This window comes from Bacteroidota bacterium (assembly GCA_016713925.1).
Taxonomy (GTDB): Bacteria; Bacteroidota; Bacteroidia; order AKYH767-A; family OLB10; genus JAJTFW01.
In genome coordinates this window covers 830291-856849 of sequence record JADJOH010000007.1, presented here as the reverse complement: position 1 = coordinate 856849, position 26559 = coordinate 830291, and the positions used below count along the sequence as shown (strand labels likewise).

The following is a 26559-nucleotide window of genomic DNA, read 5'->3' as shown; positions in this document are numbered from 1 at the left end:
GCAATGTTCGTATTAATTAGGTGAAAATAGTATGAGTTATAACCGGCATTCATTCCATCTCCATTCTCCGCGGACCTATTCTCTGAATTGCCGCGGGAAACTCCTGCAACTCCGGCAGCCGGTAGTCATGGGAATATTGAATGTGAGTCCGGAATCTTTCTATGATGGCGGCAAATTTATTGAAGAAAACAGCATCCTTGAAAAAGCAAGTGAATTAGTGTCTAATGGTGCGCAAATCATTGATATAGGGGGGGCTTCTTCCAGGCCGGGGGCTACAATCATACCCTTTGAGGAGGAAAGACAGCGACTTATTCCCGCCATTAAATTAGTTTCTGCCCATTTTCCTTCTGTTTTCATTTCTGCAGATACCTGGAGGGCCAGGCTGGCAGATGAAGCCATACATGCAGGAGCACATATTATAAATGACATATCAGGTGGTGAACTGGATAAGGAAATGTTTAATACAGTTGCCCGGCTGAAGGTTCCTTATATTCTGATGCATATGAAGGGCATTCCGGAAAACATGCAAAATGATCCGGTCTATCTGGACGTAATGGAGGAGCTGCTTTTCTATTTTCAAAAGAAAATCTATGCCTTACGACAAGCGGGTGTTCAAGATATTATTGCAGATCCCGGCTTTGGGTTTGGAAAAAGTGTGGCAGATAATTATCGCATCCTCGCCTATATCGAACTCTTACACCAATTGGATTGTCCTGTCCTGGCCGGATTCTCGCGTAAATCGATGATCAATAAAGTTCTTGGAACTTCACCGGAAACAGCATTAAACGGAACCAGCGTGTTAAATACTATAGCACTCATGAACGGTGTTCAAATCCTGAGAGTACATGATGCTAAGGAGGCACTGGAATGTATAAAAATAGTCGAAGCTTTCCAAGCTCAACAATCATGACCAAACCCTTATTTTCTAAAACAGGATATATAAAAGGAAGACAATGTCTGAAAGCATTATATCTTTCCAAGAAACACCCTTCTTTGAGGGATCCATTGCCCCCTGAAAGAAAAACCCGCTTTGACATTGGACATGAGATCGGAAAAAGAGCAAGGGCTTTGTTTCCCGGCGGAACCTTTGCCTCTTCAAAAAAAGTTAATGCGTATAAAGAAAGTCTGGAAATCACCCAACAGCTTCTACAACAAGGATGCCCGACACTTTATGAAGCAGCTTTTCTTCATGAACGGATAATCGTATACTGTGATATCCTAATAAAGGATGATCAGAAATGGAAAATTGCTGAAGTAAAAAGCAGCAATTATATTTCTGAAACCTATAAAGAAGATTTAGCGCTACAACATTTTGTAATTTCAGGCTCCGGAATTCCAGTTTCTTCAGCCGTCTTGATTACACTTAAATCTAAGGCAGCAGAAACTGATTTCTCAAGAGTCCCATCTGACATTTTTACAGAAACGAATCTCACCGACTATTGCAAGGAAGAAAAAAATCATATTCAGGAAGAATTTCAAAAAATGAAATGGATGCTCACCTCTTCCACTCCACCCACGATAGAAATGGGAGAACACTGTGACCAACCCTACCCCTGTGATTTCAAAAGTTTCTGTCGTTCAAAAAACGAGTATCCTGCAGGAGGACTCTTTCTAAACCTTTCCGGCAATGATTGAGAAAACAAACAGATCTACTCCATATCCATGAAGACATCATCGTACTACATATTCAGATTGCTTTTCATGTGGATGCTCTTTTTTCTGCTTGCACGTATTGGATTTATAGTGCTGCTTTTTTCTAAGGGGAATCATCCCGACCTTAGTGAATGGCCCTACACATTTGTTTATGGTCTGCGACTTGACCTTTCCACATGTGCCTATCTTCTAATATTGCCAACATTAATTTGGATGTCCTTTCTGCTCAGCGGTAAAGTATGGCTTCGACGATTTCTGCATATTCTTAACAACCTTCTACTCTTTATTGTCACTTTAATTATCATTGCCAACTATGCCGTTTATACTGCATGGGGAACACTCATCAACGCCAGAGCGCTCGATTTTCTCGAAGACACAGAAGGAATTGTTGCATCCTTAACTACATTGCAGCTTCTGACAAGAACAGGATTCACTCTGCTGTGGTTTTTCATATTTAATCGCATTTACTTGAAGTGGGTAGTTCGTAAAGAACCTGACAAGGCTCCAATAAAATCTGTAATTCCCACTTTATTGGCAGCATTAATTCTTCCCATCCTTTTACGGGGAGGAATTCAGGAAATCCCTATTAACGAAAGTTCTTCTTATTTCTCGGAAGTTTCATCTATCAATGATGCTGCTAATAATCCGGTGTGGAATCTGATGAATAATATCGCCAAGAGAGGCAAAAGCAACAAAAATCCATATACGTTTTACAGTGAAGAAGAGGCTGAAACTTTCTTCAGTTCTTTTTTCACTCCGGGAGATGATTCATTAATCATCATCGAAAGTACACGCCCGAATATAGTATTGATAGTACTGGAAAGCTGGACGGCTGATATTATTGAACCTTTGGGAGGAGAGAAAAATACTACTCCATTTTTCAGCAGTCTATGCGATTCAGGTATACTCTTTACCAACATCTACTCGAGTGGCAGAAGGACAGATCAGATGTTTCCTTCAGTGCTCAGTGGATTTCCTTCATTGCCCAACTATAGTATCTCCAGGTTCTCTGATAAAATCAGGAAATTACCAATGCTCAGCGAAGATCTCAGGAATGCCGGTTATCATACTTCTTTTTATTATGGTGGAGAACTGGGATTTGCAAATATGAAGAGTTATTTATTAGAGGGGAAGTTTCAGGAAATACATGGAAAGGAAGATTTTGAAAGTAACCAGATGAACAGCAAATGGGGTGCGCATGACCAATATGTATTCGAGAAAATGATAGGGGATTTTAAGAAAAGAAAAGAGCCCTTTTTCAGTATGGTACTAACATTAAGTACACATGAACCGTTTGAAGTCCCCGGAAAACAGTTGAATGATGGCAAAAGCGAGCCGGATAAATTTCGCAACTCCGCCTTTTATACTGACCAATGTCTGGAGAATTTCATTAATATGGCGAAAAAGGAATCATGGTACAACAATACGCTCTTCCTTTTTGTTGCAGATCACGGTCATATTCTGCCAAAACAACGCGACTATTATGATCCCGCTTGCTATCATATACCACTACTTTGGTATGGAAATGTCATAACGGACAGTTTAAGAGGGAGCAGAATTCCAATACAAGGAGGTCAGCATGAAATTGCCACCACTCTCTTGCAGCAACTGCAGTTACAGCATACCCATTATACCTTCAGCAGAGATTTATTGGGCCGGCATTCCACTTTAGCCAGTTATTTAAACTATGATAGGGGATTTGGCTGGCTGGAAGAAGATAACCGTTTTGTCTATTTATTCGGAGAAAAGCAATACATTAAGCAGTATTCGGTGCAGAAAGTTGAATCCGACAGTAGCCATTATCTGCATGGAAAAGTTTTTCTCCAAAAGCTCTATTCTACCTTTCTTAAGTTATAATCATTTGTAATTTTGAAGCGCATGGAAAACAGTAAAAATTTCAAGGAGTTATTGCCTCAAGTCAGATGCTTTGTTTTTGATGTGGATGGTGTTTTAACGGACGGAAGTCTGTTTATTCAAACAGATGGCAGCATGTTACGCAAAATGAATATTAAGGATGGCTATGCCTTACAACTAGCCGCAAGGAGTGGATATTTTATTTTTGTCATCAGCGGTAGTACTCCGGAGGGCGTTGCCAAGAGACTGGACGATTAGGTATAGATGAGGTTCATATAGGGATTGAGAACAAACTTTTACTGCTTGAAAACTTGCTTGTAAAACATAAAGTTAAATTCTCGGAAGTTCTTTATATGGGTGACGATATGCCGGATCTCCATGTGCTCCAACACTGCGAGGTTCGTACTTGTCCTGCTGATGCAGTGTACCAGATAAAATCTGCATGTCAATACACCTCTCCTTATAAGGGAGGAGAAGGTTGTGTCAGAGATGTCATCGAACAGGTACTTTCATTAAAAGGTGAGTGGAAATAATACCCTAAAATCAAATTTCACTTCCTATATGGCTGTACATATCTTCAAATTAATCCGGTGGCCCAACCTCATCATCATCGGGCTATTGCAATATCTACTTCGCTATTCTTTAATGGAGCCCATTCTGGAGACGGAAGGTCTTGGCTTGCTAATGACGGATTTTGAATTCGCGCTTCTATCGTTTTCGTGTATTTTAATTGCAGCGGGCGGATATGTAATCAATGATATTGAAGATGAAAAAATAGACAGGATCAATAAGCCGGATCAATTAATCGTTGGAAATCATATTACAAAGGACAGTGCCTTAAACTTATATTTGCTTTTAAGTTTCTTAGGGATTCTTTGCGGATTTTATCTCAGTTATATTAAGGGATATTCATATCTCGGCATCATCAACCTGATCATTTCAGGAATGCTATACTTCTACTCTACTTCATACAAGTGCATTCCTGTATTAGGAAACATCATCATTTCTTTACTTTCAGCGGCTGTAGTATTCATTGTAGTCATTCCGGAACCTTTTGTAAAAGAGCATCCCGGCATCATGTTAATCGTAGGCGCTTTTATGTTTTTCTCTTTTTTACTGACGTTGGTACGGGAAATCATTAAAGACATCGAGGATAGTGATGGTGACCGCAAGGCGGGCTGTGCTACTCTTGCAAATAAAATCGGGCAAACACCCGGTAAATGGATTGCCACATTAATCACTTTACTCGTTTTAATAGTTCTAATTAGTGCTCAAGTGCTTAGCCAACAGTGGGAAAGTTTCATTCCATTCATATACATTGTACTGTTTATTGATTTACCATTATTAAGAATAATTTATTTACTGATAAAAGCAGAGAATAAATCCGATTTTTCATTAGCCAGTTTTTGGCTTAAAATCACTATGTTTACAGGCACAATATCACTTGCTGTATTTAATTACAGTTTCAATTAGTTAAGACAATGAATCCACTTACAAAAAAGTTTGAAGGTACCCGAATAATCCTTGGGACAGCATCTCCAAGAAGAGAAGAATTATTTAGACAGCTCGGACTGACTTTCGAAATTATTAAGAAAGATTTTGATGAAACCTATCCCGAGCAATTCAGGAGAGAAGATATTTCTATGTTTTTAGCAAGAAAAAAAGCATTGGCTTATAAGGCCGATGTTGCAGATGGAGGTATTGTTATCACATCGGACACCATTGTAGCTGTTGACGAACTTATCTTAGGAAAACCAACTGACATCAAAGATGCTGAACGTATGTTGCGTTTACTATCAGGCAGGAAGCATTCTGTAGTTACAGGTGTTTGCATCATGTCATCCAAAAAATCAGAATCATTTTTTGTAAAAACCGATGTATCCTTTAAGACGTTAAAAGATAATGAAATTGAGTATTATCTGGAAAACTTCTCTCCGCTTGATAAGGCCGGTGCTTATGGCATTCAGGATTGGATTGGGATGATAGGTGTAGAATATATTCTCGGTTCTTTTTACAATGTAGTGGGTTTACCGACAAAGGAGCTATACGATAATCTGATGCGTTTCTAAAATGCAGAAAGCTTATCTCCAGATGCACATTGCTATTGTGCTTTGGGGATTTACAGCCATATTAGGAAAAGTCATTCTACTAGACGAGGGATTACTGGTTTGGTATAGAATGTTGCTGAGTACTATTGCCACGGGAATATTTTTATTTGCTACCTCAAAAATGCGGTTTCTCCCAAAAAAGCAAATTTTACAAATTGTCACAATCGGGTTATTAATAACGTTGCACTGGATCACCTTTTATGGAGCGATTAAAGCATCGAATGTATCCATTGCCATTTCCTGCTTTTCAAGTGTGGCATTGTTCACAGCCATCCTTGATCCACTGCTACATGGCAAAAGACCTAAGGTACCGGAAATACTCACCGGGTTAGCTGTCATCGTTGGCATCTATATTATATTTTCTGTGCAGCAATTTTATCTGAAAGGGATTCTACTATCCATTGCCAGTGCCTTCCTCGCCTCTTTGTTTACTATACTTAATAAAAGAATCAGTAATACTATACCTCCGGAAATCATTACATTTTATGAGCTGGGGACCGGATTTTTATTGCTCACCTTAATGCTTCCGGTTTGGTTTATCATCAACGAAAGTCAATTTGAATTACCCGGCTTTATGGACCTTATATATCTGCTATTATTGAGCGTGGTTTGTACCACTTTTGCCTTCACCATTTCGCTTTATGCGCTTCAGAAAATTGATGCTTTCACCATGAACCTGAGTGTGAACCTGGAACCACTGTACAGCATCATATTGGCCATACTTCTATTCAACGAACATCAATCGATGGGAATAGAATTTTATATCGGTAGCGGTATCATCTTGCTATCCGTCGCGACGCACGGATATTTTACCTTAAGAAGGACCCGACTTGCTCTTAAAAACACTACTCCTGCGAACTAATTCACTTTACGACCTTTTGCCACCTTTTCATTTACTCTTAACTTCTTTATACTCTTCATTTTAAAAAGAAGGATGGCCTGATCACTGCCGGGGCTTGCATACCAGGTTTGGCCGGCGTAACTCACTTTGCCCCTGCCATTCTCCCAATTCAAAGCCTGCAAAGAGTAAAATCCGTTCCTGCTTTTTATACTACTAAAGACCAGGTATTTTTCGGCTCCCTCTTCAAAAGAAACTGTCAGACTTTTTAAGTCCGGAACACTTTCCACGGCACCTTCAGTATTTGATTTTATTGTCACCTGATCAATGGTTTTACCACTTTCAATGATCAATTTCCCATCCTCGGTAGATTTTTGATTTTCATTTGCTTCTCCTTTTCGTAAAGCAACGGGATCGGATAGATAAAACTGGATTCCCTTTAATTCTTCAGGCGTTAATTTATACTGATCGCGAACCGCCTGAGTAAATGGTATTTTGGGTGAGCAAGCTGAAGCGAACAGGAGAATTCCTGCCGCACAGCACCATTTTAGCATTTGCATATGGATAGTGTTTTAAAAATGGCAGTCAAAGATTATTCCAAACTATAAAATGAAATTAATAATGACATAGAAAAGTGCCCCATTCTTATCAATCGATAAGAAAAACATAAAAAAGAGAGGTTGCATAAATCAATATGCAACCTCTCTTTAAAGGAATTATTACTAATGCTGGATAATCAAACGCTGCATTCCAAGATATTTACCATCCTGTTCAACCCGAACAATATAGGCTCCTTTTGCAAGATTAAGATTATTCACTTGAATTACATTTAATCCTGAAACGATTTGATCTTTTGTAAATCCTTGAGCCACTTTACCATCAATAGAGGTGATGTCTACTTTAACCGGTGAATTAGAAGTGGAATTAAATTGAATAGCAAAATTTCCGGTTGAAGGATTTGGAGACACGCTAATTGCCGAACTCAAAGCATTCTCTACGATGCCGGTAGTACCGAATCCTACTCTCAGCGAAATAGATATATCACTTTGGAATACGTAGTTGCTATAAATTTCTGAAATTCGAAGTCCCATTATGTAGGGTGCCGTTCTTTCCTGTGCTGCAGAAGGAGTCCAGGATAAAATGGCAGAGGCAGAACCAACACCATTCGTCACAGCTAATTGAGCCTGATTTGATGTTAATAAGAAAGGTTCCCCATTTCCAAGAATAGAAATCGCCTGAGCATCCATATCAAACACAGTTACGTTCAAACTAAAGGCAGTACCCGGAGTAATCGAATACACTTTGCCGTTGAATGGTGCTGTATTCGCAACAATCATTACTGTTGCAGGTGTATTTGGACTTGGTACAACAATAATCTGCATATCACGTGTAATCTCACCAATTTGCACTCCATTTCGATATTCCTTCACTCTAACTGAAACCTGGAAATTACCTAGTGTATTAGGAAGGAAGGTGATCTCACCTGTGATCGGATCCATATTAAAAGGAACCAGTGAATCTGACGGAGGCAAAGTATAACCTGCAACCGGAACACCATTACCGGAAAGAGGAACATCTAATGACCATGCGATTGAATCACCATCCGCATCAAATGGCAGGGGATTGTAATAGAAGGGAACACTATCCTGAGCTAAAACTATAGGGGGATTCAAAAACACAGGACTGGAATTGGAGGAATCGATTTGAATTATAGTGTAAAAATGATGGAACTCACCTCCAGGCTGTGTCATATTTAGAATTGCTGCATTTCTGCAACATTCTTCATAAGAAATATACCATTCACCCACAGAAGGAAAAGTAATAACGGTGTCATAAACATATTCTTCAACACCGGGAACAAGGACATTTATTATGGTATCATAAGAAACGGCCACTTGAAAATTTGCTCCTGATAATGAATCAACAAAATTAATACTTGATACCATTGCAATGGGAATACCTGTCATATCTCTGTAAGCCGTATACACAAGGTGATAATCCATTCCGCTTATGTGCTCGATGGTTATCTGTCCTCCCATCATATGAGAAGCCCTTGCGTTGGAAGATATTCCTATCCATAGCAAACAAATGAGTAATAATTTTTTCATGGTTTTAAGTTTAAGTGTATTCCAAAGTAACTCAAATAATTGAAACTAAGGCCAGAAAATATTCGATAAATCCAAGTAATTCATTAAAAACCACAGGAATTTCTTAATAAATGCTATTTACTCTTCTAAAATATACACTGTGTCTTACTAAACGTTATTTCAAATTCATGAATGGCAGGACTCCTAAAATGCTTTAAATATCTAACTTTACGAGTGAAATAATAATACAGGAACAATGCAGCAATGTATGAACTTAAGTATAATCCGATGGAGGGTCGCATTAGTTTTGGTGTTTTTCACATGTTATTCTCCGGCACAAATCAGCACTTTTCCCTACTTTCAAAACTTTGATTCAGGAATTGGTAACCGGACCGTTACCACCATTAACGGTACTGCATGGGAGTTAGGTGTACCAACTGTTGCCGGATCACCGGTTCCCTATAGTTTTCCAAATTGCTGGGGTACTGATCTTGATTCCGGGTATCGGGCGGGGTCAGTTTCCTATTTAACTTCTCCATGGTTCATTACCGGGTCAATGCAACATCCTTATTTTTCTTTTCTGCAATTCCGATACATGTCAGTTGGATTAGATGGGATGCATGTAGAATATACAGACAACGGGACACAATGGAATGTATTAGGAAGTACAGGTTCGCCCTGGAGTAGTAACTGGTATAACTCCACCTCCATTTTTGCAACAGGATTAGCCGGATTTACAGGTAATTCAAATGGATGGCTGAATTCCGGAATTCAACTTGATTTTTTAGGTGCAATAGACAGTATTCGATTTCGGTTTAAATTTAGTAGCAACACTTCTTTCGGGAGTGCGCAGCCCGGAATATTCCTAGACAATGTCACATTTAAAGATAGTTCCTCTATTTCTACCGATATAAGTTTAACAGGTATTTCTTCTCCCCTGACTACTGTAGCGGCCGGCATCTCTCAGCCAATTAAAATAATTCTGAGCAATGTTTCGTTCCAAAGCATCGACACCTTTTTCTGTGGATATATCCTCAACGGGATTCCATCCACCCCCACTCAGATAGTAAACACACTTGCACCGGGACAAACAGATACCATCACTGTAGGGAATATTACGTTGATTTCACCATTAAATACATTATGTACGTACATCAATGTTCCCGGCGATAACAATAATAGCAATGACACCAATTGTATAAATATAAATGCTCTTTCGTTGGTTCAATTGCCCTACTTTGAAAATTTTGATTCCGGTCCCGGAGCATGGACCCAGGTTTCAAATCCAAATACACTTTGGGAACACGGTACACCCAACTATCTCACCACTTCATCAGCGCACTCCGGTGTATATTGTTGGGATATCAATCTCAACACCGGTTACGGCCCAAGTGCTTTTTCTATTTTAAGTAGTCCGGTATTCGATCTTTCTACCGCGGGTTTGTGCAGATTAAGTTTCTGGAGAAATAATGATTCTGAAGCTTCCTGGGACGGGACAAGAATGGAATACACCATTAACAATGGAATCACATGGAATTTACTTGGCAGTGTGAGCGATCCCAATGCAACAAACTGGTATAATTTTGCAAGTATTAATTCGTCCGGACAACCTGCATGGGCAGGAACATCCAACGGTTGGGTAAAGAGCACTTACTTACTTCAACAGGTATTAGGGCAAAACAATGTTCAGTTTCGTTACATTTTTACGAGTGATGTTAGCGTGCAAACACAAGGTGTCAGCATTGATGATTTCAGCATCCAGGAGTTGCCGGATTTTGATGCAGAACTAATATATTCCTACACTAACAGTCCTTCTTTTCCAGCCGGCGGAATGAGCGACTCTATATTTTTTTTAATAAAAAACAACGGATCACAGATCATTAACACCTTCACCTATCAATACGCTGTCAACGGCATCATCAATACAAGCGCCTTGAATTTCGGTAATCTTTTACCCGGTGATTCTCTTCTTATTTCATTGCCCGGGTTCCTGGTCAATCCCCTTAATCAATCCATTTGCAGCAAAATCATTCTCCAAAATGATGCGGACACAAGTAATAATTTATTTTGTTTTCCTATATTGGGTTTACCCACCTACACACCCACCTTTGAAGATAATTTTGACAATGGAAATACGGGCTGGTATAGTGAAAACGCAGGAGTACCAGGAACTTCATGGGAATTTGGAGTTCCCGCATTTGGCGCAACATCGGGCACTTATTCTCCCCCCTATTGCTGGGATATTAATTTAACTTCAGGGTATGCTTCTTCAGCCAATTGCAGACTCAATTCTCCTATTTTCGATTTAAGTGCGGCGGTTCACCCCACGCTTAGCTTTTGGCAAAATCGAAATGCAGAAATGGGATGGGACGGATTAAAACTCGAGTATAGAAATATAGGTGATACACTTTGGCAGGTTATGGGAATTTTAAATGATACCAATGCCATCAATTGGTACAATGATGCACAATTAATTTCATCGCAAAGTCCGGGATGGACAGGCAGTTCTTCAGGCTGGACACCCTCCATTTATAATCTTGATGTTTTAAATCTCTCTAACCTCGTACAGTTTCGATTTGTCTTTAACTCAGATTTCTCGACCAATACAGATGGTGTGTCAATTGACAATTTTAAATTGACAACCATTTACAGCAATGATGCGGCATTGCTTACTATTATATCACCGGGATCTAATGCTATTCAAGGCACTTCTACACCTGTTGAAGTATTACTTAGAAACATGGGATCTTCAACTTTAACCAACTTAGACATTACTTATCGCCATAATAGTGGAATTCCGGTCACATTTAACTGGACCGGAAATCTTGCAACAGATTCCACTCAATTGGTTGCTCTTCCTCCAATTTTTCCTGTTGGTGGTCCGAATACTTTAGAAGTGTTTATTAATTGGTCCGGAGATTTATATCAAGGAAACGATACTGTACAAACGAGTTTCTTTGGAATTGTAACTGCGGGTCTCCCTTACAGTTATGACTTCGAAAGTGGATCGAACGGATGGGGTGCAAATACAGGACCGGGCAATACTAACTGGGAACTGGGAACACCCAATTTCGGACCTTTAAACACTACACACTCCGGAAATGCTTGCTGGGATATTAACCTCACTATGCCCTATTTTAATCTCGCGCAGGCAGTACTCACTTCTCCTATCTTTGATATCAACCCCTATAATATCATCACCATTCAGTTTTGGATAAATTATTCTGCCGAGAGCAATGCAGATGGAATGTTTGTAGAATATTCTACGAATGGGAATACCTGGCAGCGATTGGGATCAATAAACGATCCTTTGGGTACCAACTGGTACAATTCCAATTTATATCAAAGCAATGAGGGTTGGAGTGGGATTTCGAATGGTTGGCAATCGGTGAGTTATGAGTATACAAGTCCGTGGGGAAACAACTATTTGCAGTTGCGATTTAAATTTATCAGCGATTTTAACTTAGTTGATGCCGGGTTTTCATTGGATGATATTAACATTACAGGAGTAACCGGAGTTTCGGAAAACAGTAGTGAAGATCATATCACTATTTATCCAAACCCTGCCCATACATTTTCAAAAATCAATATTCAATCGAAGCAGCGCAGAAATTTTCAACTTCAATTATTAAATAGTGAAGGGCGAATTCTTAGCCACTTCAAAATTGGGGAAAACCCTTTTGAAATTGATACACGTTCTATACCGGAGGGGCTTTATTTGCTACGATTCACGGATGAAAATGCTAAACAAATTGTTAAACCATTGTTGATTATTCACCGGTGAATCAGGTTTTTCAAGGGGGAGGATGATTGAATTAATTCAGAATTCAGAATTCAGAATTCAGAATTCAGAATTTAGAATTTAGAATTTAGAATTTAGAATTTAGAGTTTAGAGTTTAGAGTTTAGAGTTTGGAATTTAGAGTTTGGAATTTGGAGTTTGGAGTTGGGAATTTAGAGTTTGGAGTTTGGAGTTTGGAATTTAGAGTTTGGGGTAAGAATTGTTAAGGACTGATTATTATTATGGGAAGAGGGGATTAAAGTTTGATTTTGGGTGGTATGGAAATGAAAAAAGCTTGTCAGGCGTTTTTCGATGAATGCATGTTAAATTTTTGAGAGTGTAATCGAGTGAATTACTTTATCAGGGTGCAGGAATGGACTTGATTTCGATAAAATTTTAGGTAAGGAGTACTTTTTGAAAGTAATTTCCCGTTACTTCAGTTCAAACCTTTTGAAAAACCACACATGATCCGCATCGACAAAAAAAGTGCATCGTTAATACTACTTTCAATTTTTAGCATAGGAATGCTGGTTACGCGAATACTCTTTACGGGGCAGATCACATTTCTCTTTCTTTTGTGGAATTTATTTCTTGCCTATATTCCTTTTGGCATAAGCACGTTAATGAAGTTAAAAGAAAGGGATATTGAACCTTTCCAATTTTGGTTGATTTTTCCATTTTGGATTCTATTTTTCCCAAATGCACCTTATATACTTACCGATCTTTTCCATTTAATGCCGAGAGGAAATACTCCGGAATGGTTCGATTTATTTCTATTGTTATCCTTTTCCATTACCGGATTATTGCTTGGACTTTTTTCTTTAAAACATATGCACCGGTTCGTCATCCGCTTTCATTCAAATGGCACAGGGTTACTTTTTGTTTTTTGTACATTGACACTAGGCAGTTTCGGGGTTTATTTAGGGAGATTCGAGCGTTTTAATAGTTGGGATATTATTCGATCGCCGCTGGAATTATTTCATGATATAGGTAGTCGTATTCTTTACCCAACCAATCATATTGGGACTTGGGGGATGACTATCGCTCTTAGTATATTATTAGGAATTTTATACTTATTGATAGGAGGATTAGAAAATAAAGGAGTTAAGAATTCAGAATTAAGAATTAAGAATTAAGAATTAAATTTTAGGAATTGGGAGTTTTGAGTTTGCAATTGGGAGTTTAGAATTGGGAGTTTGGAAGTGAGTTTTGACCTCCATTTATATGTCGGTCAATGAAGAATGAACTTTCCCGAGACATTTTTTAATACACATTAAAGAAGATGGTCAACTTAAAAGGGCATTAAAATGATAGAGAAAAATGTGCCCAGGGAGAGACTCGAACTCTCAAGGTAATTACACCAACGGCTTCTGAGACCGCAACGTTTACCAATTTCGCCACCTGGGCAGAAAAATTTTCAGTTTTCAACTCATAATCTGAAGTACCAAACAATAATTGATACTACTCAAAGTTGAAATTAATGTGCCCAGAACGAGATTCGAACTCGTACGCCTGTTGGCGCCACCCCCTCAAGATGGTGCGTCTACCAATTTCGCCACCTGGGCAGGGTTAATTAAATTCCTTAGAAGGGACCTTCTTTTAAGGGTTGCAAATATACTGCTTCAAAATAAATTATAAGGAGCAGATTTTAAATATATATATCTTAAAAAATCAGGGGCGGACAACCATTTTAACCGTCTTTGCTTCACCCTCTAATAGAAAGCGTACCATATACACTCCTGCATCTAACTGTAAATCAGATGATCTAATAGCAATATTCTGAACTCCGGCTGAAAGTTGTATAACCGAACTATTTACCAGATGTCCATCAACAGCGCAAATATCAATTTTAACGGCAGCAGGTTTTACCAGATTTATCATAGCAAAACATTCTCGCCGGAATTTGGATTGGGAAAAAGAACAGGATTTGTCTGAAGAGCAGATACAGGAGGTAAACCTACATTAACACGAAGACTATCCCTGTATCGGATGGAGGAAATGGCTTCCACTCCCAAAACTTCGGCCGTATTGATTTGCAGAACAGGAATTCGTTCGCCATTGGCGAGCCATTTATACTCACGAATCAATGGACGGGCAGTACTAAATCCTGTAGCTGTGCTATCCAGATAAACTGAATCCTGACCGGTCAAAGTGGACTTCACCCTAAGCGCATTAAAAGTTCCATAAGGTGTTGTCAGACTTCCCCATCCATCCACAAAATTTACACGTTTCTGATTTCCTTCCGCGTAAACTGTACCGGGGACACTTAATGAGTAATCACTATTACTTGAATCCTGGTCATTGAAATCTAATGGGAAATTATAAATAATATCCTTATTTCCGTATCCTAAAGGAACAGCGGTACCACCAATAGTTGCCCCAAAGCCCACTTGCTGAAACAACGAAGAATTTTCATAAAAAAAACTATAAACGTCAGATACCGGTAACTGAGCGGCGAGTGGATTATTAGAACCAAGAGCTGAGATGTTGGCTCTGTTAGTGTTTATACTAAGATTTACAAAGTAAATGGCAAGGAGGGTTGGCGTTGAACCCACTGTAACAAATGTATCGACATCCTGAGCTACAGGTAATAGACCCGAAAAATCCCATGTATAGTTGGCACCCGTTAAAGTGAGATCAACCGGAGTTAAAACAGAAGCTTCACTTACACGCAAAGTATCACCGGTATTCGGCATATCTGCATTAGTAATTGTAATTTGAGCAGTTGCTGTTCCGGAAAATGACGCAATAAGTAGAAGAGTAATGAGTTTTTTCATGGTTAGTTTTAGAGAAGACAAAGATATTTAAATCTAACAATGAAAATAAAAACGTTCCTACCCTACCTTCTTCCGGACCCACCGTTATTGACTATCAGGAATTTACACCCATTTTTTCTAACACCTCAGTTATGGCTTTGAAATTTGGAATATCTCCGGCACTTGCCAATACTTCAGCATAACAGATTGCTCCATTTTCGTCAATGATAAATGCGGATCGTTTTGCTGTTCCCTTCATGCCAAAAGCAAATACTTCATATTGCGAATCAAATGCAGCACACATCTCCTTGTTATAATCAGCGGCAAGCTTAAAATTCAATCCTTGTTCCTCTTTATATTTAGCAAGAACGTACAAGGAATCCGTTGAAAGTCCCACAACATCCACCTGGAGATCATTATATCGTGCTATATCATCACGCACCGCACAAAGTTCTTTTGTACAAACGCTGGTGAATGCGGCCGGAAAAAACAATAGCAATGTTCGTTTTCCGGCAATGGTTTCATTGGTAAAAGGTTGCTTCTCACTATCCATTATTGAGAATTCCGGTACTCGAGAGCCTATTTTCAACATAAAGATTTTGAATGTTTACGGGTATATATGTGTTTTAATAGCTTCTAAACATTCAAGATCAGAAATGGTTTTTACGTTATGGCTTTTTCATCCAGTTTTTCTCCTGGAAGCGGTACATAAGTTTACCCAATGCATAGCCCAATACAGCACCACCCAAAACATCACTGCTCCAATGTTCTCCTTTATAAACTCTGGATACTCAACTAGTGATGCCAGAGAATACAAGCCAATCACAAGGCCCTTTTTTTCTTTGTAGGCAGATGCGGTAACGGCAGCCCAGGAAAATGCGATAAATGTATGACCACTCGTAAATGAATAGTTTCCGGTAAAACCTTGAAGAGGCCCACTCCAGTTCCATGCATTTACGGGAATATTTTCATCAGGACGCTTGCGTTGAAAAAGGTATTTCGGCACTCTGCTGGCTGCAACAGAAATACCCAACGTTTTTATTTGAAGCAAGGCCATCCACTTCAAATCCTCTCTTTTCTTGCTTGCCCCTAAACCATAAAGAATTACTGCTGCAGCTCCGGGATATAAACCACTGCCAAAATTCGAGATGGAATAGTCTATCCATTCTTCATTGCTGCTACGAATTTGTTGTCGCCTGAAAAATCTTTCGACAGGTTCATCGAACATAAACCCGGCAGGAATGACAAGGAGTGATGCACCGATAAAGTTCCCATCTTCTCTGCCAGTTTTTCCGGGCGAAAGCAATAAATCGCGGGTGTCCGTGAAAAATGAATGGAGATACTTTTTATCAAGTAAACAGGAATCTGATTTTTGCGCAGATACGAAATTTGAAACGATTAAAAACATCATCAAACCACCTAAACGAAATTCCCGGAACCTACTTCGCATCAGAGACCATTTTTCTTTGCTTCATTCCAATAGACATCCATTTCTGCCAGATTCAGGTCCGCTAAAGACAATCCCTTCTCCCTCACTCTATCTTCCATAAAACGGAAACGATTAATGAATTTTTTATTGGTTCGTTCCAATGATTCTTCAGGGTTTATTCCCATTACCCGGGCATAATTGACAAGTGAAAACAATAAATCCCCGAATTCTGCCTGCATCCCTTGTACATTTCCAGATTCTGCTTCTGTATAAAATTCATTCATTTCTTCCTTCACTTTTTCCCATACCTGATGCTTTTCTTCCCAGTCGAACCCGGCAGCCCTTGCCTTTTCCTGAATTCTCATTGATTTTACAACAGCTGGAAGAGAAACAGGCACTCCTTCCAGTACAGAAGTTTTTCCTTCTTTCAACTTCAGTTTCTCCCAATTCCGGCTCACTTCTTCATCATCCCCCACCACTACATCACCATAAATATGTGGATGTCGGTGAATCAATTTTTCACATAAACTGTCAATAACATCCGCTATGTCATATTTTCCTGTTTCGGAAGCAATCTTTGCATAAAACACAATATGAAGTAAAATATCCCCTAGTTCCTTCTTGATTTCTGCATCATCCCCCTCTAAAATGGCATCACCCAATTCATAAACTTCTTCAATGGTAAGGTGCCTCAAACTTTGCATCGTTTGCTTTTTATCCCAGGGACATTTCTCACGCAATTCGTCCATTATTCCCAATAAACGCTCAAAGGCTTCCATTTTTCGCTTAACTTCTGTCATGTTCCAAAATTAAAAAAGAAAGCACCACTTCATTTTTTTACTTTTGCACTCCCAACCGAAATTAAAAATTGAAATATCTCCTGCCTGTCCTTTCTATACTCCTGCTATTTACGGCGGTATGCCCTGTAAATGGACAAACAGACAGTCTTTTTGTTTCCGGCAAAAGCAGTTTTAGTCTCAGCCTGCATACGGGATTCATTATTTCCCATCGTCCAGCTCTGGTTCATCTGCAAAAAAGACATCTTCGGATGGCTGAAGTTCAGTATTTAAAGAGTGCCAATGGGGACAAGACCTGGCACCGCATCTACAACTATCCTCTTTATGGACTGGGATACAGATACATAGACTTCGGAAACGACAAAGAGCTTGGTCGTGGGCATTCCCTCTACTCCCAACTACTTCTTCCATTAAGCAAACATCATCGGTATAGCGTCAACATGCGTTTTGGAATCGGTATTGGATATGTTGAGAAACCCTTCCATTACGAGACGAATTATAAAAACCTGGCAATTGGCACTAAACTCAACGGCACAGTATTGACCGGTTTTCAATTCAGGATGTTCACAAAGAAGAAAATTCATTTGTTCGGTGGAATAGACTTCTTCCATTTCTCCAATGGCGCCTTCAAATTACCCAATTTGGGTTTAAATCTCGCCACAATAAATTTGGGAGCCACTTATTTCACCGGTGATCCGATTGTGTCTAAAATTCCGGCGAAGGAAAAATTAAAAAGAAAACATGAATTCAATACTGCTATTGCCATTGGATTCAAAGAAAGATATCCCCCCGAAGGCCCCAACTTCATGGTAAACATTATCAATCTTCAATATCATCTTCCCTGGGGACAAAAGGGTCTCTTTGGAGCCGGTTCTGAAATGATCATTGACCAATCATTGAGAGGGCGATTGGAAGAAGATTCTATTCAGAGCAGTTATTTGGAAGGCTCTACCCGAATTGGGGTGTTTGGTTCTTGCGGACTTCAACTTGGAAAATGGGATGCGGTATTGCAGCCAGGAGTTTACTTATACAGCAAATTAAGTGAAGATGGATTTATTTATAACAGGTTATTGCTAAAGTATAGATTCCATCAGCATTTTTATGCTAGTCTGGGGTTGAAGAGTCACTTTGCGAAAGCAGATTATTTCGAGTGGGGAATTGGGGTTAGAATTTAATTCAGAATTCAGAATTCAGAATTCAGAATTAAGAATTAAGGGCGAAGCATTAAGAATTAAATGCGAGGAATTAAGAGTTAAGATTTTGGGAGTCAGAATTAGAGATTGGGAAACCGGGAGCAGGGAGCAGGGAGCAGGAAGCAGGAATTAAATTGAAGTTAGAAATTATTGTATCTTGAATAAATGATGAATACTAAAATGAAACTGCCAATACTATTATTCACTATTGTTCTGTTTTTTACGGGATGCAGTGATATATGTGAGTGTTTTCATGGTACGGGAGATGTGGTGAGTGAGGAGCGGAATTTACCATTGATTCAGGGAGTATATCTGACGAGCAATGTGGACCTCATTGTACATGTGGATTCAGTGCGAAGGATGAGAGTGACTGCCGGTGAAAATTTAGTAGAAGGTATTGAAACAAAAGTGGAATCCGGTATACTCCAAATCAGGAATACCAATAAATGCAACTGGGTACGTAAACTTGATCCGAAATTAGAGGTTGAGATATGGACCGATCAGCTGGAGAGTATTTTTATTGAAGATGGCAATGGCGATGTGACGTTTACTGACACTTTAAAAGGAAAAATATTTAGAATGGATATCTTCAACGGACTTGGAAATTATCATACAAAAACTAATTCTGAAATTATCACTCTGGCTATTCACAACGGTCCTGCTGATATTGTTTCTGAGGGGACGTCAGACAATTTATACATGTATCATGTTGGGTATGGAAAAATGAATTGTCTATTACTGGAATCTAAAAATGTATATATTAACAATCGTGGTACGAATGATATTTACACCAATGCGCTGAACATTCTGGATGCAAAAATTGAATATATCGGCAATATCTATTACAAGGGAAACCCTGGAACAATTACCCAACAGATCACGGGTACAGGAAAAATAATTAAATTATAAGACGTGTTTGTACTACAGCAAATATCATTTGAATTCGGATCGAGAACATTATTCAGCGAATTAAACTGGCATATCCGGCCACAGGAAAAAATAGGATTGATTGGAGCAAATGGAACAGGAAAATCCACTTTACTCCGAATCATCAGCGGAGAATATAGTCCCGGAAGCGGGAACATTTCAAAACGCAACGACCTTGTACTTGGTTTTTTAAATCAGGATTTATTGAGTTACTTATCGGATAAATCTATTCTAGATGTAGCCATGGAAGCATTTGAAAAGGCCAACAATCTGCATGAAGAAATAGAGATAATACTTCACAAACTGGAAACGGATCATAGCGATCAGATTTTGGATAAACTCCATCGGTTACAAAGTGAATACGAAGCCCTTGACGGATACCAATTGCAGTCAAAAGCGGAATCTATTCTGGAAGGACTTGGTTTCAATACAGCCGATTTATCCCGACCTTTAAAAGAATTTTCAGGAGGATGGAGAATGCGTGTGATGCTTGCAAAAACTTTATTGCAAAATCCCCATTTGCTCTTGCTGGATGAGCCGACCAATCACCTTGATCTTCCTTCCATACAATGGCTGGAAAGTTATTTACACGACTATGAAGGTGCAGTGGTCATTGTATCACATGACCGGTATTTTCTGGATAAAATTGTGACGAAGATTGGGGAACTTGAAAACGAGAAGCTCACTTTATACACTGGTAACTACTCGGACTATCTCATCGAAAAAGAAGAGCGACAAGTTTTGCAACAAAATGCTTTTAAAAATCAGGAAAAATATATCAAAGAACAGGAACGTTTTATCGAGCGATTCAGGGCCAAAGCTTCAAAAGCAAGTGCAGTACAATCCCGTGTGAAAGCTCTTGAAAAGTTAGATCGTGTGGATGCTGTTGAAGGTCCTTCCGCTGCCATAAAAATAAAATTTGCCGTAGACCGGCAACCGGGACGCATCATCAGTAAATTGCATATTGATCGAAAGGCTTATGGTGAAGTGGAGTTAATGAAAAATACCGAAGCTGAAATATCGAGAGGAGATAAAATTGCCTTTATTGGAGCTAATGGAAAAGGGAAATCTACTTTACTGAGAATGATTGATGGCACGGAAATTTTTGAAGGGAAAGCGGAACCCACGCATAACGTCATTCCGGCTTTCTACGCACAGCATCAGTTAGAAAGTCTGAACAAGGAAAATGATGCCCTCGACGAGTTGCGATCAACGGCACCCGACGAAACCGACACCTATCTGCGTTCATTACTTGGGGCCTTCTTGCTGAAAGGAGATGATGTTTTCAAGAAAATAAAAGTCCTCTCCGGTGGTGAAAGGGCGCGTGTTGCATTGGCAAAAACCATTCTGGCCAGAGCAAACTTTCTCCTCCTGGATGAACCGACCAACCACTTAGACATTCAAAGTGTAAATGTACTTGTTGAAGTACTAAACAAATATGAAGGCACCTACATTGTTGTATCTCATGACCGGTATTTTCTATCCCGGATCGCCAACAAAATCTGGTACATTGAAAACAAAGAGTTAAAAGAATATCCGGGAACATATAACGAATTTGAAACATGGCAGAAGGAACAGAAACAACAAAAATCGCAGCCGGTGAAAGTGGTAGCTGCTCCGGTAGTTGCAAAAAAAGAAACGAAAAACAATACGGCTGACAAAGACAAAAAGAAAGAAAAAACAAAACTTGAGCAACTGGTAAAAAAATGGGATGCCGAAGTTGCGGTATTTCGAACGGAACACGAAAAACTGAGTCTGGAATTAAGCAAGCCTGAAGTCTATCAAAATGGACAATTGTACAAGAAGTTTCAAGAGGAATATGAGAAATGCAGCAGAGCATTAAAGCATGCGGAAAATGAGTGGGAAGCACATTATTTAAAACTCATTGAGATGAATGATTAGAAAATTCTTTCTTCTGGTTTTAGGGCTGATACCCTTCCCGGGAATCTGTCAGGATGATGCCGATTATTTTAATCCGCGACGTATCCGTTATGAAGATTATATTTATCACCCTGATATCCGCACTGCATTTTTTGAAAGGAACGGACAGGAGTTAAGTGACCCCATCTTGCTGTTGGGCAGTAGTGATCAGCTGCGACTCCATTTTGATTTACTCAGTAATGACATTATAGATTACAGTTACAGGATTCAACATTGTGATCCGGATTGGCGGCCTTCCCTATTGAGCGAAAATGATTATCTCGAAGGCTTTTATACAGATCATATTGCGGACTATAAGCACTCTTTAAATACGCTAACCGATTACTGGCACTATCAGCTCGATTTTCCCAATGCACAAATGAAACCGACAATATCCGGTAATTTTTTGCTCATCGTTTACGACTCTACTGATCCGGACTCTATAATTATTTCAAAAAGATTTTATGTTGTTGAACAGCGCGTAGAGATTCAACCCAATATACATAGAGCCACCATAATTGAACAAAGAAACTCGCACCAGGAAGCAGATTTAAAAGTTTCCCTTAGAGGGTTAGCGGTGACCAGCCCCTACTCCGACATTAAACTGGTTCTCCTTCAAAATGGAAATCCAAATAGCAGGATAAGCAATCTCAAACCCAATTTCGCCACCAACGAACTACTCGAATACAATTATGAAGAAGGAAATGTATTTGAAGGAGGAAGTGAATTCAGAAATTTTGATATCAGAACCACACGATTTCTAACGCAGTTTATTGAAAAGTATACGGATGACAGCATTGGACGTGGTCTTACTGCTGTACTCAAGAAAGACATTTCTTTAGCCAGTCAACGTTACAGTTCAAATGATGACATCAATGGTAAATTCCTGAATAAAATTTATGAAAGCAGGGATGCGAAATTAGAAGGAGATTATATCCAAGTCTTATTCAGGTTAAAGGCGGATGAGGCTTATACTTCAGGGGCTGTGTATGTAGAGGGACAATTTACGGATTGGCGAAGAGATATGCCTTATCGGATGGACTATCAGCCGGACAGCGGATATTATTATAAAACACTCTCTGTAAAGCAAGGTTATTATAATTACCGCTACAGCATAGAAGGCAAAAACAAGGATAACAGTGTTTTAGAGACGGAAGGAAGTCATTATGAAACTCGTAATGAATACGATATCTTTGTTTATTGGAATGAAACCGGCGTCCGGTATTCCCGTCTGATCGGTTATTTAAAAGCCTTTTCGGGAGGATTTTAAATTACTCCATCTAAATTAGTTCCTTTACCATCTCTATCAGTTAGTTGGTCAAAATCTGTTGTTAAATTCAAGTGATGTCTATATTTTTGGAGGACACATAACAAACATGGCAATTTTTACCGAAGTAACAGCAGGAATCAGGGTAAGTGTGGAGACATTTTATCAGCCCACTCATAGTAACCCGGCGCAATCACATTATGTATTTGCTTATCGGATCACGATCAAAAACGATAGTGAGCAGGCCATTCGGTTAAAAAGAAGGCATTGGTATATCGTTGATTCCGATAACACCCGTCGGGAGGTTGAAGGAGAAGGAGTTGTGGGAGAACAACCGTATATTGCCCCGGGCGAAACCTATCGCTACGTTTCCGGATGCAATCTGAACACGGAATTAGGAAAAATGTTCGGCACCTATTTGATGGAGCGCCAATATGATAAAAAGCTTTTTTTTGTTAAAATACCTGAATTCAAGATGGTAGTTCCCTCTAAATTGAATTGATTTTTATATTCAGTTTGAAAAGTAAAATTTTGAAAATCACATCAGCCTTAACGTGTATTTGAACTGTAACTCCTAACAATAGCCGCTCTTCACATCACTAATTAATTAAAAGTCAGCTACTAAACCTTCTTAGCCATTCGGAACATACAATACCTGTGGCGACAGCGACATTCAGTGATTCCGCTTTTTCATTGAGACCACTTTTTGATGGGATTAGAATTGATTTTGTTATAAATGGATTGAGTGCGGGCTCAACACCACGACTTTCATTACCCATTACCACAAAAGCATCCTTCTTCAGATCGGCTGAAAACAAATTATCTCCTTGAAGATGAGAGGAGTATACTGCCAATTTAGCTGATTGCGCATTATCTGCAAGAAGTTTTTCAAGCGAAATATAAACAGGTACCACACGAAATAAGCTTCCCATGGAGGATTGAACTACTTTGGGGTTATAACAATCCACCGTATCGAACGAGCAGAATACTCCATCCACACCAAACCAATCCGCGATACGAATAATGGTACCTAAATTTCCAGGGTCACGTATCTGATCCAGGAGTAAGTAAAATCCTGAGGAAGGAATTGAATGTTCCTCATTGACTAATTTCATTTCAGCCACTGCCAAAACTTTATTCGGCTGCTGCTGACCGGAAATCTGATTCAATTCAGTGTCCGAAACTCTTACTACTTCTATGGCAGATAGTTCGAAAGGTGCCTCCCATTCGTCTGTAGCATAGAGTTCATTTACTTTCCAGGACTTATTTCGCAGCAGTTCCATCACCAACTTAGGGCCTTCTACCGGAAAGAGTCCAAGTTCATCTCTCCTCTTCTTCAACTGCAGTGAGCGCAGATGTTTAATAACTGCTTTTGAAATCATATCAGGTTATAAGGTTCTGATCCGTACATTTACACCCGCCGTGCTATGAGGAACGGGAAACTATCTTATATTTTATATTCAGCACTATTGCCGGCATTTTTAATGCTTGCCGGTGCCTGCAATGTTACCCGATCCATTCCGGAGGGGCAGCACTTGCTGGACAAAAATATTATTAAATCTGACCGAACAGAATTTAATGAGAACGTCAATTCGATTATTAAGCAAAAACCGAACAGAAAGATTCTGGGTATATTCAGGTTTCACCTTGGTGTGTACAATCTCTCGCAAATCGGTAAGGAGACAAAATTTAAAAAATGGCTGAAAACGGCGATTGGTGAGCAGCCCGTTTTATTGGATACCGGGCTCACTTTTAAATCCACACAGCAGATTTCCATTTTCTTTCAGAACAATGGTTACTTCAATGCTGATATAAATGACACCACTATTTACAAAAAGAAAAAGGCAAAAGTCATATACACATTAAAATCCGGCAAGCCCTATAAAATCAGAAACATCAGTTACAATATTTCAGATACTGAAATTCGCGACTTCATATTCAGAGACAGTACAGAATTTCAAATTAAATCCGGAGACATTTATTCGGTGTCCTTATTGCAAAGTGAAAGGGAAAGAATTTCGATTTCATTGCGGAACAACGGATACTACAACTTTAATCCCCAATACATCACTTATCAGATAGATTCGTCTCTGAAATCCCAACAGGTAGATGTCTGGTTGTATTTAACGAATCCGAAAGTCAGCAACAGAGATATTATTACGGCACCTGATTCATTTATCGTACACAAGAAAAATTACTTTAAAGAAGTTTATATTGAAGTAGACTATGATCCCATTTCTGCCAATGACACTATTGCGAAGGATACAACTGAATTCGAAAAATTAAAATTTATTTCAAGAGGAAAACTCGAACTTCGCCACAAGGCTAAACATTTAGCCGAACATATTTTCATTCGAAAGGATTCCATATTTGCTCAATCGGATATAGATTTAACTTACAAACGACTTTCTGATCTTGGGATTTTTAAATTTGTCAATATCAGGATAGAACCGGAATATCCCGGACCTGAGGATACCAATAATCCTTTGCGTTGCTATATCTTGCTTTCTCCCCAACCCCGACAAGAGTATAAAATCGAATTTGATGGAACCAATAACGGAGGTAACTTCGGAATTCTCGGAAACCTATCCTATCGAAACAAGAATATTTTCAAGGGAGCAGAGAGTTTCAATTTCAGAATAAAGGCAGGACTTGAGCTACAGCAAAATTTTGGAGACACTACCTATGAAAGCACCCGACAGCTCGCCTTATTCAATGCTTATGAAGTAGGACCTGAAATCTCGCTGAATTTCCCCAGAGGATTATGGCCATTTCATTTTGATAAATTGAAGATAGTCAGCAACCCTATCACTTCTATAAATGCCGGTTTTAATACTCAAAACCGTCCGGAATATTTCAGACAACTTTTCAATCTCTCCTACTCTTACAGTATTAAAACCACTAAATACAATCGTATTTTTTTCTATCCTGCAGATTTAAACTATCTTAAAGTAAAATTAGATCCTGCTTTCACTCAACAATTAAATGAACTAGGAGACCCTAATATCATATTAGGTTATGTGGATCATTTCATTTCTACGGGACGACTCAGTTATATTTTCAACAATCAGGATTTAAAAATAAAGCGAAAATATTTCTTCTTTCGTGCCAATCTTGAATTTGCCGGAAACAGTATTTATCTGGCAAAAAAAATAAACAATGAAAGTATTTCCAAATCATCCCCTGCCACCTTTTTAAATGTCCGGTTTGCTCAATACATAAGACCTGATTTTGATATTCGATTATATAGTCCAATCAGTATTTCCAATGCACTGGCTGTATTTAGAATTGCTGTTGGATTGGGTGTCTCGTACGGAAACTCCTTACAATTACCCTTTGAAAAAAGTTTTTTTGCCGGAGGCCCGAACGATATTCGCGCATGGCGCACCCGACAACTTGGACCCGGAACCAACGACAAAGAAGACTTTTTTGAGCGATTTGGAGATTTGAAATTAACCGGCAACTTTGAATATCGTTTTGATATTTACAGAAAGCTCAAAGGGGCAGCATTTCTTGATGCCGGAAACATATGGATCATCAATAAAATCTCCACGAGTGAAGATGGGAAATTTAAATTCGACACCTTCGCTGATCAAATTGCATTAGGCTCAGGTTTAGGTATCCGTTTTGACTTTACTTTTTTTATACTAAGGATGGATGGAGCAATTAAAATAAAAGACCCTGCATTAGCACAATGTGAACGATGGGTCTTGGATGCAAATGAATTGAGTGATATAACTTTTAACTTTGGCATTGGTTATCCATTCTAAGCTATGTTGCCATTTTTTTTCGGTAACACATCTGTTCTAAACATCAATTTCCAACGAAAATCAAGGAATTTAAGCCGAACGCAGGTGTCACTAGAATTTTTCATTCCTTACTTTGATTAAATACGGAGACTTTTATTCTTTTCTTACAAATCACATTTGGTTTCAACTGTTCATCAGCTC

22 protein-coding genes, 2 tRNA genes and 1 pseudogene are annotated in these 26559 nt (G+C 39.0%); 15 read left to right on the top strand and 10 right to left on the bottom strand.

Annotation, left to right across the window (positions count from 1 at the left end; genetic code table 11):
- Window positions 1-31 precede the first annotated feature (31 nt).
- From folP to IPJ86_11725, 7 genes and pseudogenes are all read left to right on the top strand, one after another.
- Window positions 32-910: a dihydropteroate synthase gene (folP, locus tag IPJ86_11755; GenBank protein ID MBK7887931.1), complete on the top strand. Its 879-nt coding sequence runs from the start codon at window positions 32-34 to the stop codon at window positions 908-910.
- Window positions 907-1635 carry a Dna2/Cas4 domain-containing protein gene (locus tag IPJ86_11750; protein MBK7887930.1) on the top strand — a complete coding sequence of 243 codons (729 nt, stop codon included), beginning with the start codon at window positions 907-909 and terminating at the stop codon, window positions 1633-1635. The genes folP and IPJ86_11750 overlap by 4 nt, the downstream gene beginning before the upstream one ends.
- Before the next feature lie 27 nt (window positions 1636-1662).
- Window positions 1663-3510 carry a sulfatase-like hydrolase/transferase gene (locus tag IPJ86_11745; GenBank protein ID MBK7887929.1) on the top strand — a complete coding sequence of 616 codons (1848 nt, stop codon included), beginning with the start codon at window positions 1663-1665 and terminating at the stop codon, window positions 3508-3510.
- A 21-nt stretch (window positions 3511-3531) separates the two neighbouring features.
- Window positions 3532-4040: pseudogene (locus IPJ86_11740) on the top strand (3-deoxy-D-manno-octulosonate 8-phosphate phosphatase).
- A gap of 28 nt (window positions 4041-4068) precedes the next feature.
- Window positions 4069-4980 carry a geranylgeranylglycerol-phosphate geranylgeranyltransferase gene (locus tag IPJ86_11735; protein MBK7887928.1) on the top strand — a complete coding sequence of 304 codons (912 nt, stop codon included), beginning with the start codon at window positions 4069-4071 and terminating at the stop codon, window positions 4978-4980.
- 8 nt (window positions 4981-4988) lie between these two features.
- Window positions 4989-5576 (top strand): septum formation protein Maf, encoded by a 588-nt coding sequence (gene maf / locus IPJ86_11730; protein ID MBK7887927.1) that lies wholly within the window; start codon window positions 4989-4991, stop codon window positions 5574-5576.
- A 1-nt stretch (window position 5577) separates the two neighbouring features.
- Window positions 5578-6477, top strand: coding sequence for an EamA family transporter (locus IPJ86_11725; protein MBK7887926.1), 900 nt, complete (start codon window positions 5578-5580; stop codon window positions 6475-6477).
- Here IPJ86_11725 and IPJ86_11720 read toward each other — a convergent pair.
- Both IPJ86_11720 and IPJ86_11715 read right to left on the bottom strand, forming a co-directional pair.
- On the bottom strand, window positions 6474-7013 hold the full coding sequence (locus tag IPJ86_11720; GenBank protein MBK7887925.1) for a hypothetical protein: 540 nt from the start codon (window positions 7011-7013) through the stop codon (window positions 6474-6476). The two genes, IPJ86_11725 and IPJ86_11720, sit on opposite strands and share 4 nt — an antisense overlap.
- Before the next feature lie 162 nt (window positions 7014-7175).
- Window positions 7176-8561, bottom strand: coding sequence for a T9SS type A sorting domain-containing protein (locus IPJ86_11715; GenBank protein MBK7887924.1), 1386 nt, complete (start codon window positions 8559-8561; stop codon window positions 7176-7178).
- A gap of 247 nt (window positions 8562-8808) precedes the next feature.
- Between IPJ86_11715 and IPJ86_11710 the strand changes: the two genes are divergently transcribed.
- Both IPJ86_11710 and IPJ86_11705 read left to right on the top strand, forming a co-directional pair.
- A complete protein-coding gene (locus tag IPJ86_11710) occupies window positions 8809-12324 on the top strand; it encodes a T9SS type A sorting domain-containing protein (protein MBK7887923.1) in 3516 nt (1171 codons plus the stop codon).
- A 571-nt stretch (window positions 12325-12895) separates the two neighbouring features.
- Entirely contained in the window at window positions 12896-13456 is a 561-nt protein-coding gene (locus tag IPJ86_11705; GenBank protein MBK7887922.1) for a DUF1361 domain-containing protein, read from the top strand.
- Between the two features lie 187 nt (window positions 13457-13643).
- Here IPJ86_11705 and IPJ86_11700 read toward each other — a convergent pair.
- The 7 genes from IPJ86_11700 to mazG form a co-directional block, all read right to left on the bottom strand.
- Window positions 13644-13727 (bottom strand) — tRNA-Leu (locus tag IPJ86_11700).
- Window positions 13728-13803: 76 nt separating this feature from the next.
- A tRNA-Leu gene (locus IPJ86_11695) sits at window positions 13804-13885 on the bottom strand.
- A 106-nt stretch (window positions 13886-13991) separates the two neighbouring features.
- On the bottom strand, window positions 13992-14201 hold the full coding sequence (locus IPJ86_11690) for a T9SS type A sorting domain-containing protein (GenBank protein MBK7887921.1): 210 nt from the start codon (window positions 14199-14201) through the stop codon (window positions 13992-13994).
- Complete coding sequence (locus IPJ86_11685) at window positions 14198-15097, bottom strand: hypothetical protein (protein MBK7887920.1); 900 nt, start codon at window positions 15095-15097, stop codon at window positions 14198-14200. The genes IPJ86_11690 and IPJ86_11685 overlap by 4 nt, the downstream gene beginning before the upstream one ends.
- A gap of 94 nt (window positions 15098-15191) precedes the next feature.
- Window positions 15192-15668 (bottom strand): redoxin domain-containing protein, encoded by a 477-nt coding sequence (locus IPJ86_11680; protein MBK7887919.1) that lies wholly within the window; start codon window positions 15666-15668, stop codon window positions 15192-15194.
- Window positions 15669-15755: 87 nt separating this feature from the next.
- Window positions 15756-16526 carry a phosphatase PAP2 family protein gene (locus IPJ86_11675; protein MBK7887918.1) on the bottom strand — a complete coding sequence of 257 codons (771 nt, stop codon included), beginning with the start codon at window positions 16524-16526 and terminating at the stop codon, window positions 15756-15758.
- Window positions 16526-17305, bottom strand: a complete 780-nt coding sequence (mazG, locus tag IPJ86_11670; protein ID MBK7887917.1) for a nucleoside triphosphate pyrophosphohydrolase — start codon at window positions 17303-17305, stop codon at window positions 16526-16528. The genes IPJ86_11675 and mazG overlap by 1 nt, the downstream gene beginning before the upstream one ends.
- 68 nt (window positions 17306-17373) lie before the next feature.
- On the opposite strand from mazG, the gene IPJ86_11665 reads away from it, so the two are divergent.
- The 5 genes from IPJ86_11665 (at window position 17374) to apaG (ending at window position 23111) form a co-directional block, all read left to right on the top strand.
- Window positions 17374-18477 carry an acyloxyacyl hydrolase gene (locus IPJ86_11665; protein MBK7887916.1) on the top strand — a complete coding sequence of 368 codons (1104 nt, stop codon included), beginning with the start codon at window positions 17374-17376 and terminating at the stop codon, window positions 18475-18477.
- A gap of 198 nt (window positions 18478-18675) precedes the next feature.
- Complete coding sequence (locus IPJ86_11660) at window positions 18676-19404, top strand: DUF2807 domain-containing protein (protein MBK7887915.1); 729 nt, start codon at window positions 18676-18678, stop codon at window positions 19402-19404.
- Window positions 19405-19407: 3 nt separating this feature from the next.
- Window positions 19408-21324, top strand: coding sequence for an ABC-F family ATP-binding cassette domain-containing protein (locus IPJ86_11655; GenBank protein ID MBK7887914.1), 1917 nt, complete (start codon window positions 19408-19410; stop codon window positions 21322-21324).
- The gene (locus tag IPJ86_11650) at window positions 21317-22612 is read left to right on the top strand and encodes a DUF5103 domain-containing protein (protein MBK7887913.1); all 1296 of its coding nucleotides are present in this window, start codon (window positions 21317-21319) and stop codon (window positions 22610-22612) included. Before IPJ86_11655 ends, IPJ86_11650 begins: the two co-directional genes overlap by 8 nt.
- Before the next feature lie 112 nt (window positions 22613-22724).
- Window positions 22725-23111, top strand: coding sequence for a Co2+/Mg2+ efflux protein ApaG (gene apaG / locus IPJ86_11645; protein ID MBK7887912.1), 387 nt, complete (start codon window positions 22725-22727; stop codon window positions 23109-23111).
- Window positions 23112-23223: 112 nt separating this feature from the next.
- Here apaG and IPJ86_11640 read toward each other — a convergent pair whose 3' ends face one another.
- Window positions 23224-23991, bottom strand: a complete 768-nt coding sequence (locus IPJ86_11640) for an RNA methyltransferase (GenBank protein MBK7887911.1) — start codon at window positions 23989-23991, stop codon at window positions 23224-23226.
- A gap of 45 nt (window positions 23992-24036) precedes the next feature.
- Between IPJ86_11640 and IPJ86_11635 the strand changes: the two genes are divergently transcribed.
- The gene (locus IPJ86_11635) at window positions 24037-26379 is read left to right on the top strand and encodes a BamA/TamA family outer membrane protein (GenBank protein MBK7887910.1); all 2343 of its coding nucleotides are present in this window, start codon (window positions 24037-24039) and stop codon (window positions 26377-26379) included.
- Window positions 26380-26559: the final 180 nt, after the last annotated feature.

What these genes read in the sequence shown, in the direction of transcription:
- folP (MBK7887931.1), top strand. Translation starts at nt 32, where the DNA reads ATGAGTTATAACCGGCATTCATTCCATCTCCATTCTCCGCGGACCTAT.
- IPJ86_11750 (MBK7887930.1), top strand. Translation starts at nt 907, where the DNA reads ATGACCAAACCCTTATTTTCTAAAACAGGATATATAAAAGGAAGACAA.
- IPJ86_11745 (MBK7887929.1), top strand. Translation starts at nt 1,663, where the DNA reads ATGAAGACATCATCGTACTACATATTCAGATTGCTTTTCATGTGGATG.
- IPJ86_11735 (MBK7887928.1), top strand. Translation starts at nt 4,069, where the DNA reads ATGGCTGTACATATCTTCAAATTAATCCGGTGGCCCAACCTCATCATC.
- maf (MBK7887927.1), top strand. Translation starts at nt 4,989, where the DNA reads ATGAATCCACTTACAAAAAAGTTTGAAGGTACCCGAATAATCCTTGGG.
- IPJ86_11725 (MBK7887926.1), top strand. Translation starts at nt 5,578, where the DNA reads ATGCAGAAAGCTTATCTCCAGATGCACATTGCTATTGTGCTTTGGGGA.
- IPJ86_11720 (MBK7887925.1), bottom strand. Translation starts at nt 7,013, where the DNA reads ATGCAAATGCTAAAATGGTGCTGTGCGGCAGGAATTCTCCTGTTCGCT.
- IPJ86_11715 (MBK7887924.1), bottom strand. Translation starts at nt 8,561, where the DNA reads ATGAAAAAATTATTACTCATTTGTTTGCTATGGATAGGAATATCTTCC.
- IPJ86_11710 (MBK7887923.1), top strand. Translation starts at nt 8,809, where the DNA reads ATGAACTTAAGTATAATCCGATGGAGGGTCGCATTAGTTTTGGTGTTT.
- IPJ86_11690 (MBK7887921.1), bottom strand. Translation starts at nt 14,201, where the DNA reads ATGATAAATCTGGTAAAACCTGCTGCCGTTAAAATTGATATTTGCGCT.
- IPJ86_11685 (MBK7887920.1), bottom strand. Translation starts at nt 15,097, where the DNA reads ATGAAAAAACTCATTACTCTTCTACTTATTGCGTCATTTTCCGGAACA.
- IPJ86_11680 (MBK7887919.1), bottom strand. Translation starts at nt 15,668, where the DNA reads ATGTTGAAAATAGGCTCTCGAGTACCGGAATTCTCAATAATGGATAGT.
- IPJ86_11675 (MBK7887918.1), bottom strand. Translation starts at nt 16,526, where the DNA reads ATGCGAAGTAGGTTCCGGGAATTTCGTTTAGGTGGTTTGATGATGTTT.
- mazG (MBK7887917.1), bottom strand. Translation starts at nt 17,305, where the DNA reads ATGACAGAAGTTAAGCGAAAAATGGAAGCCTTTGAGCGTTTATTGGGA.
- IPJ86_11660 (MBK7887915.1), top strand. Translation starts at nt 18,676, where the DNA reads ATGAAACTGCCAATACTATTATTCACTATTGTTCTGTTTTTTACGGGA.
- IPJ86_11650 (MBK7887913.1), top strand. Translation starts at nt 21,317, where the DNA reads ATGATTAGAAAATTCTTTCTTCTGGTTTTAGGGCTGATACCCTTCCCG.
- IPJ86_11640 (MBK7887911.1), bottom strand. Translation starts at nt 23,991, where the DNA reads ATGATTTCAAAAGCAGTTATTAAACATCTGCGCTCACTGCAGTTGAAG.
- IPJ86_11635 (MBK7887910.1), top strand. Translation starts at nt 24,037, where the DNA reads ATGAGGAACGGGAAACTATCTTATATTTTATATTCAGCACTATTGCCG.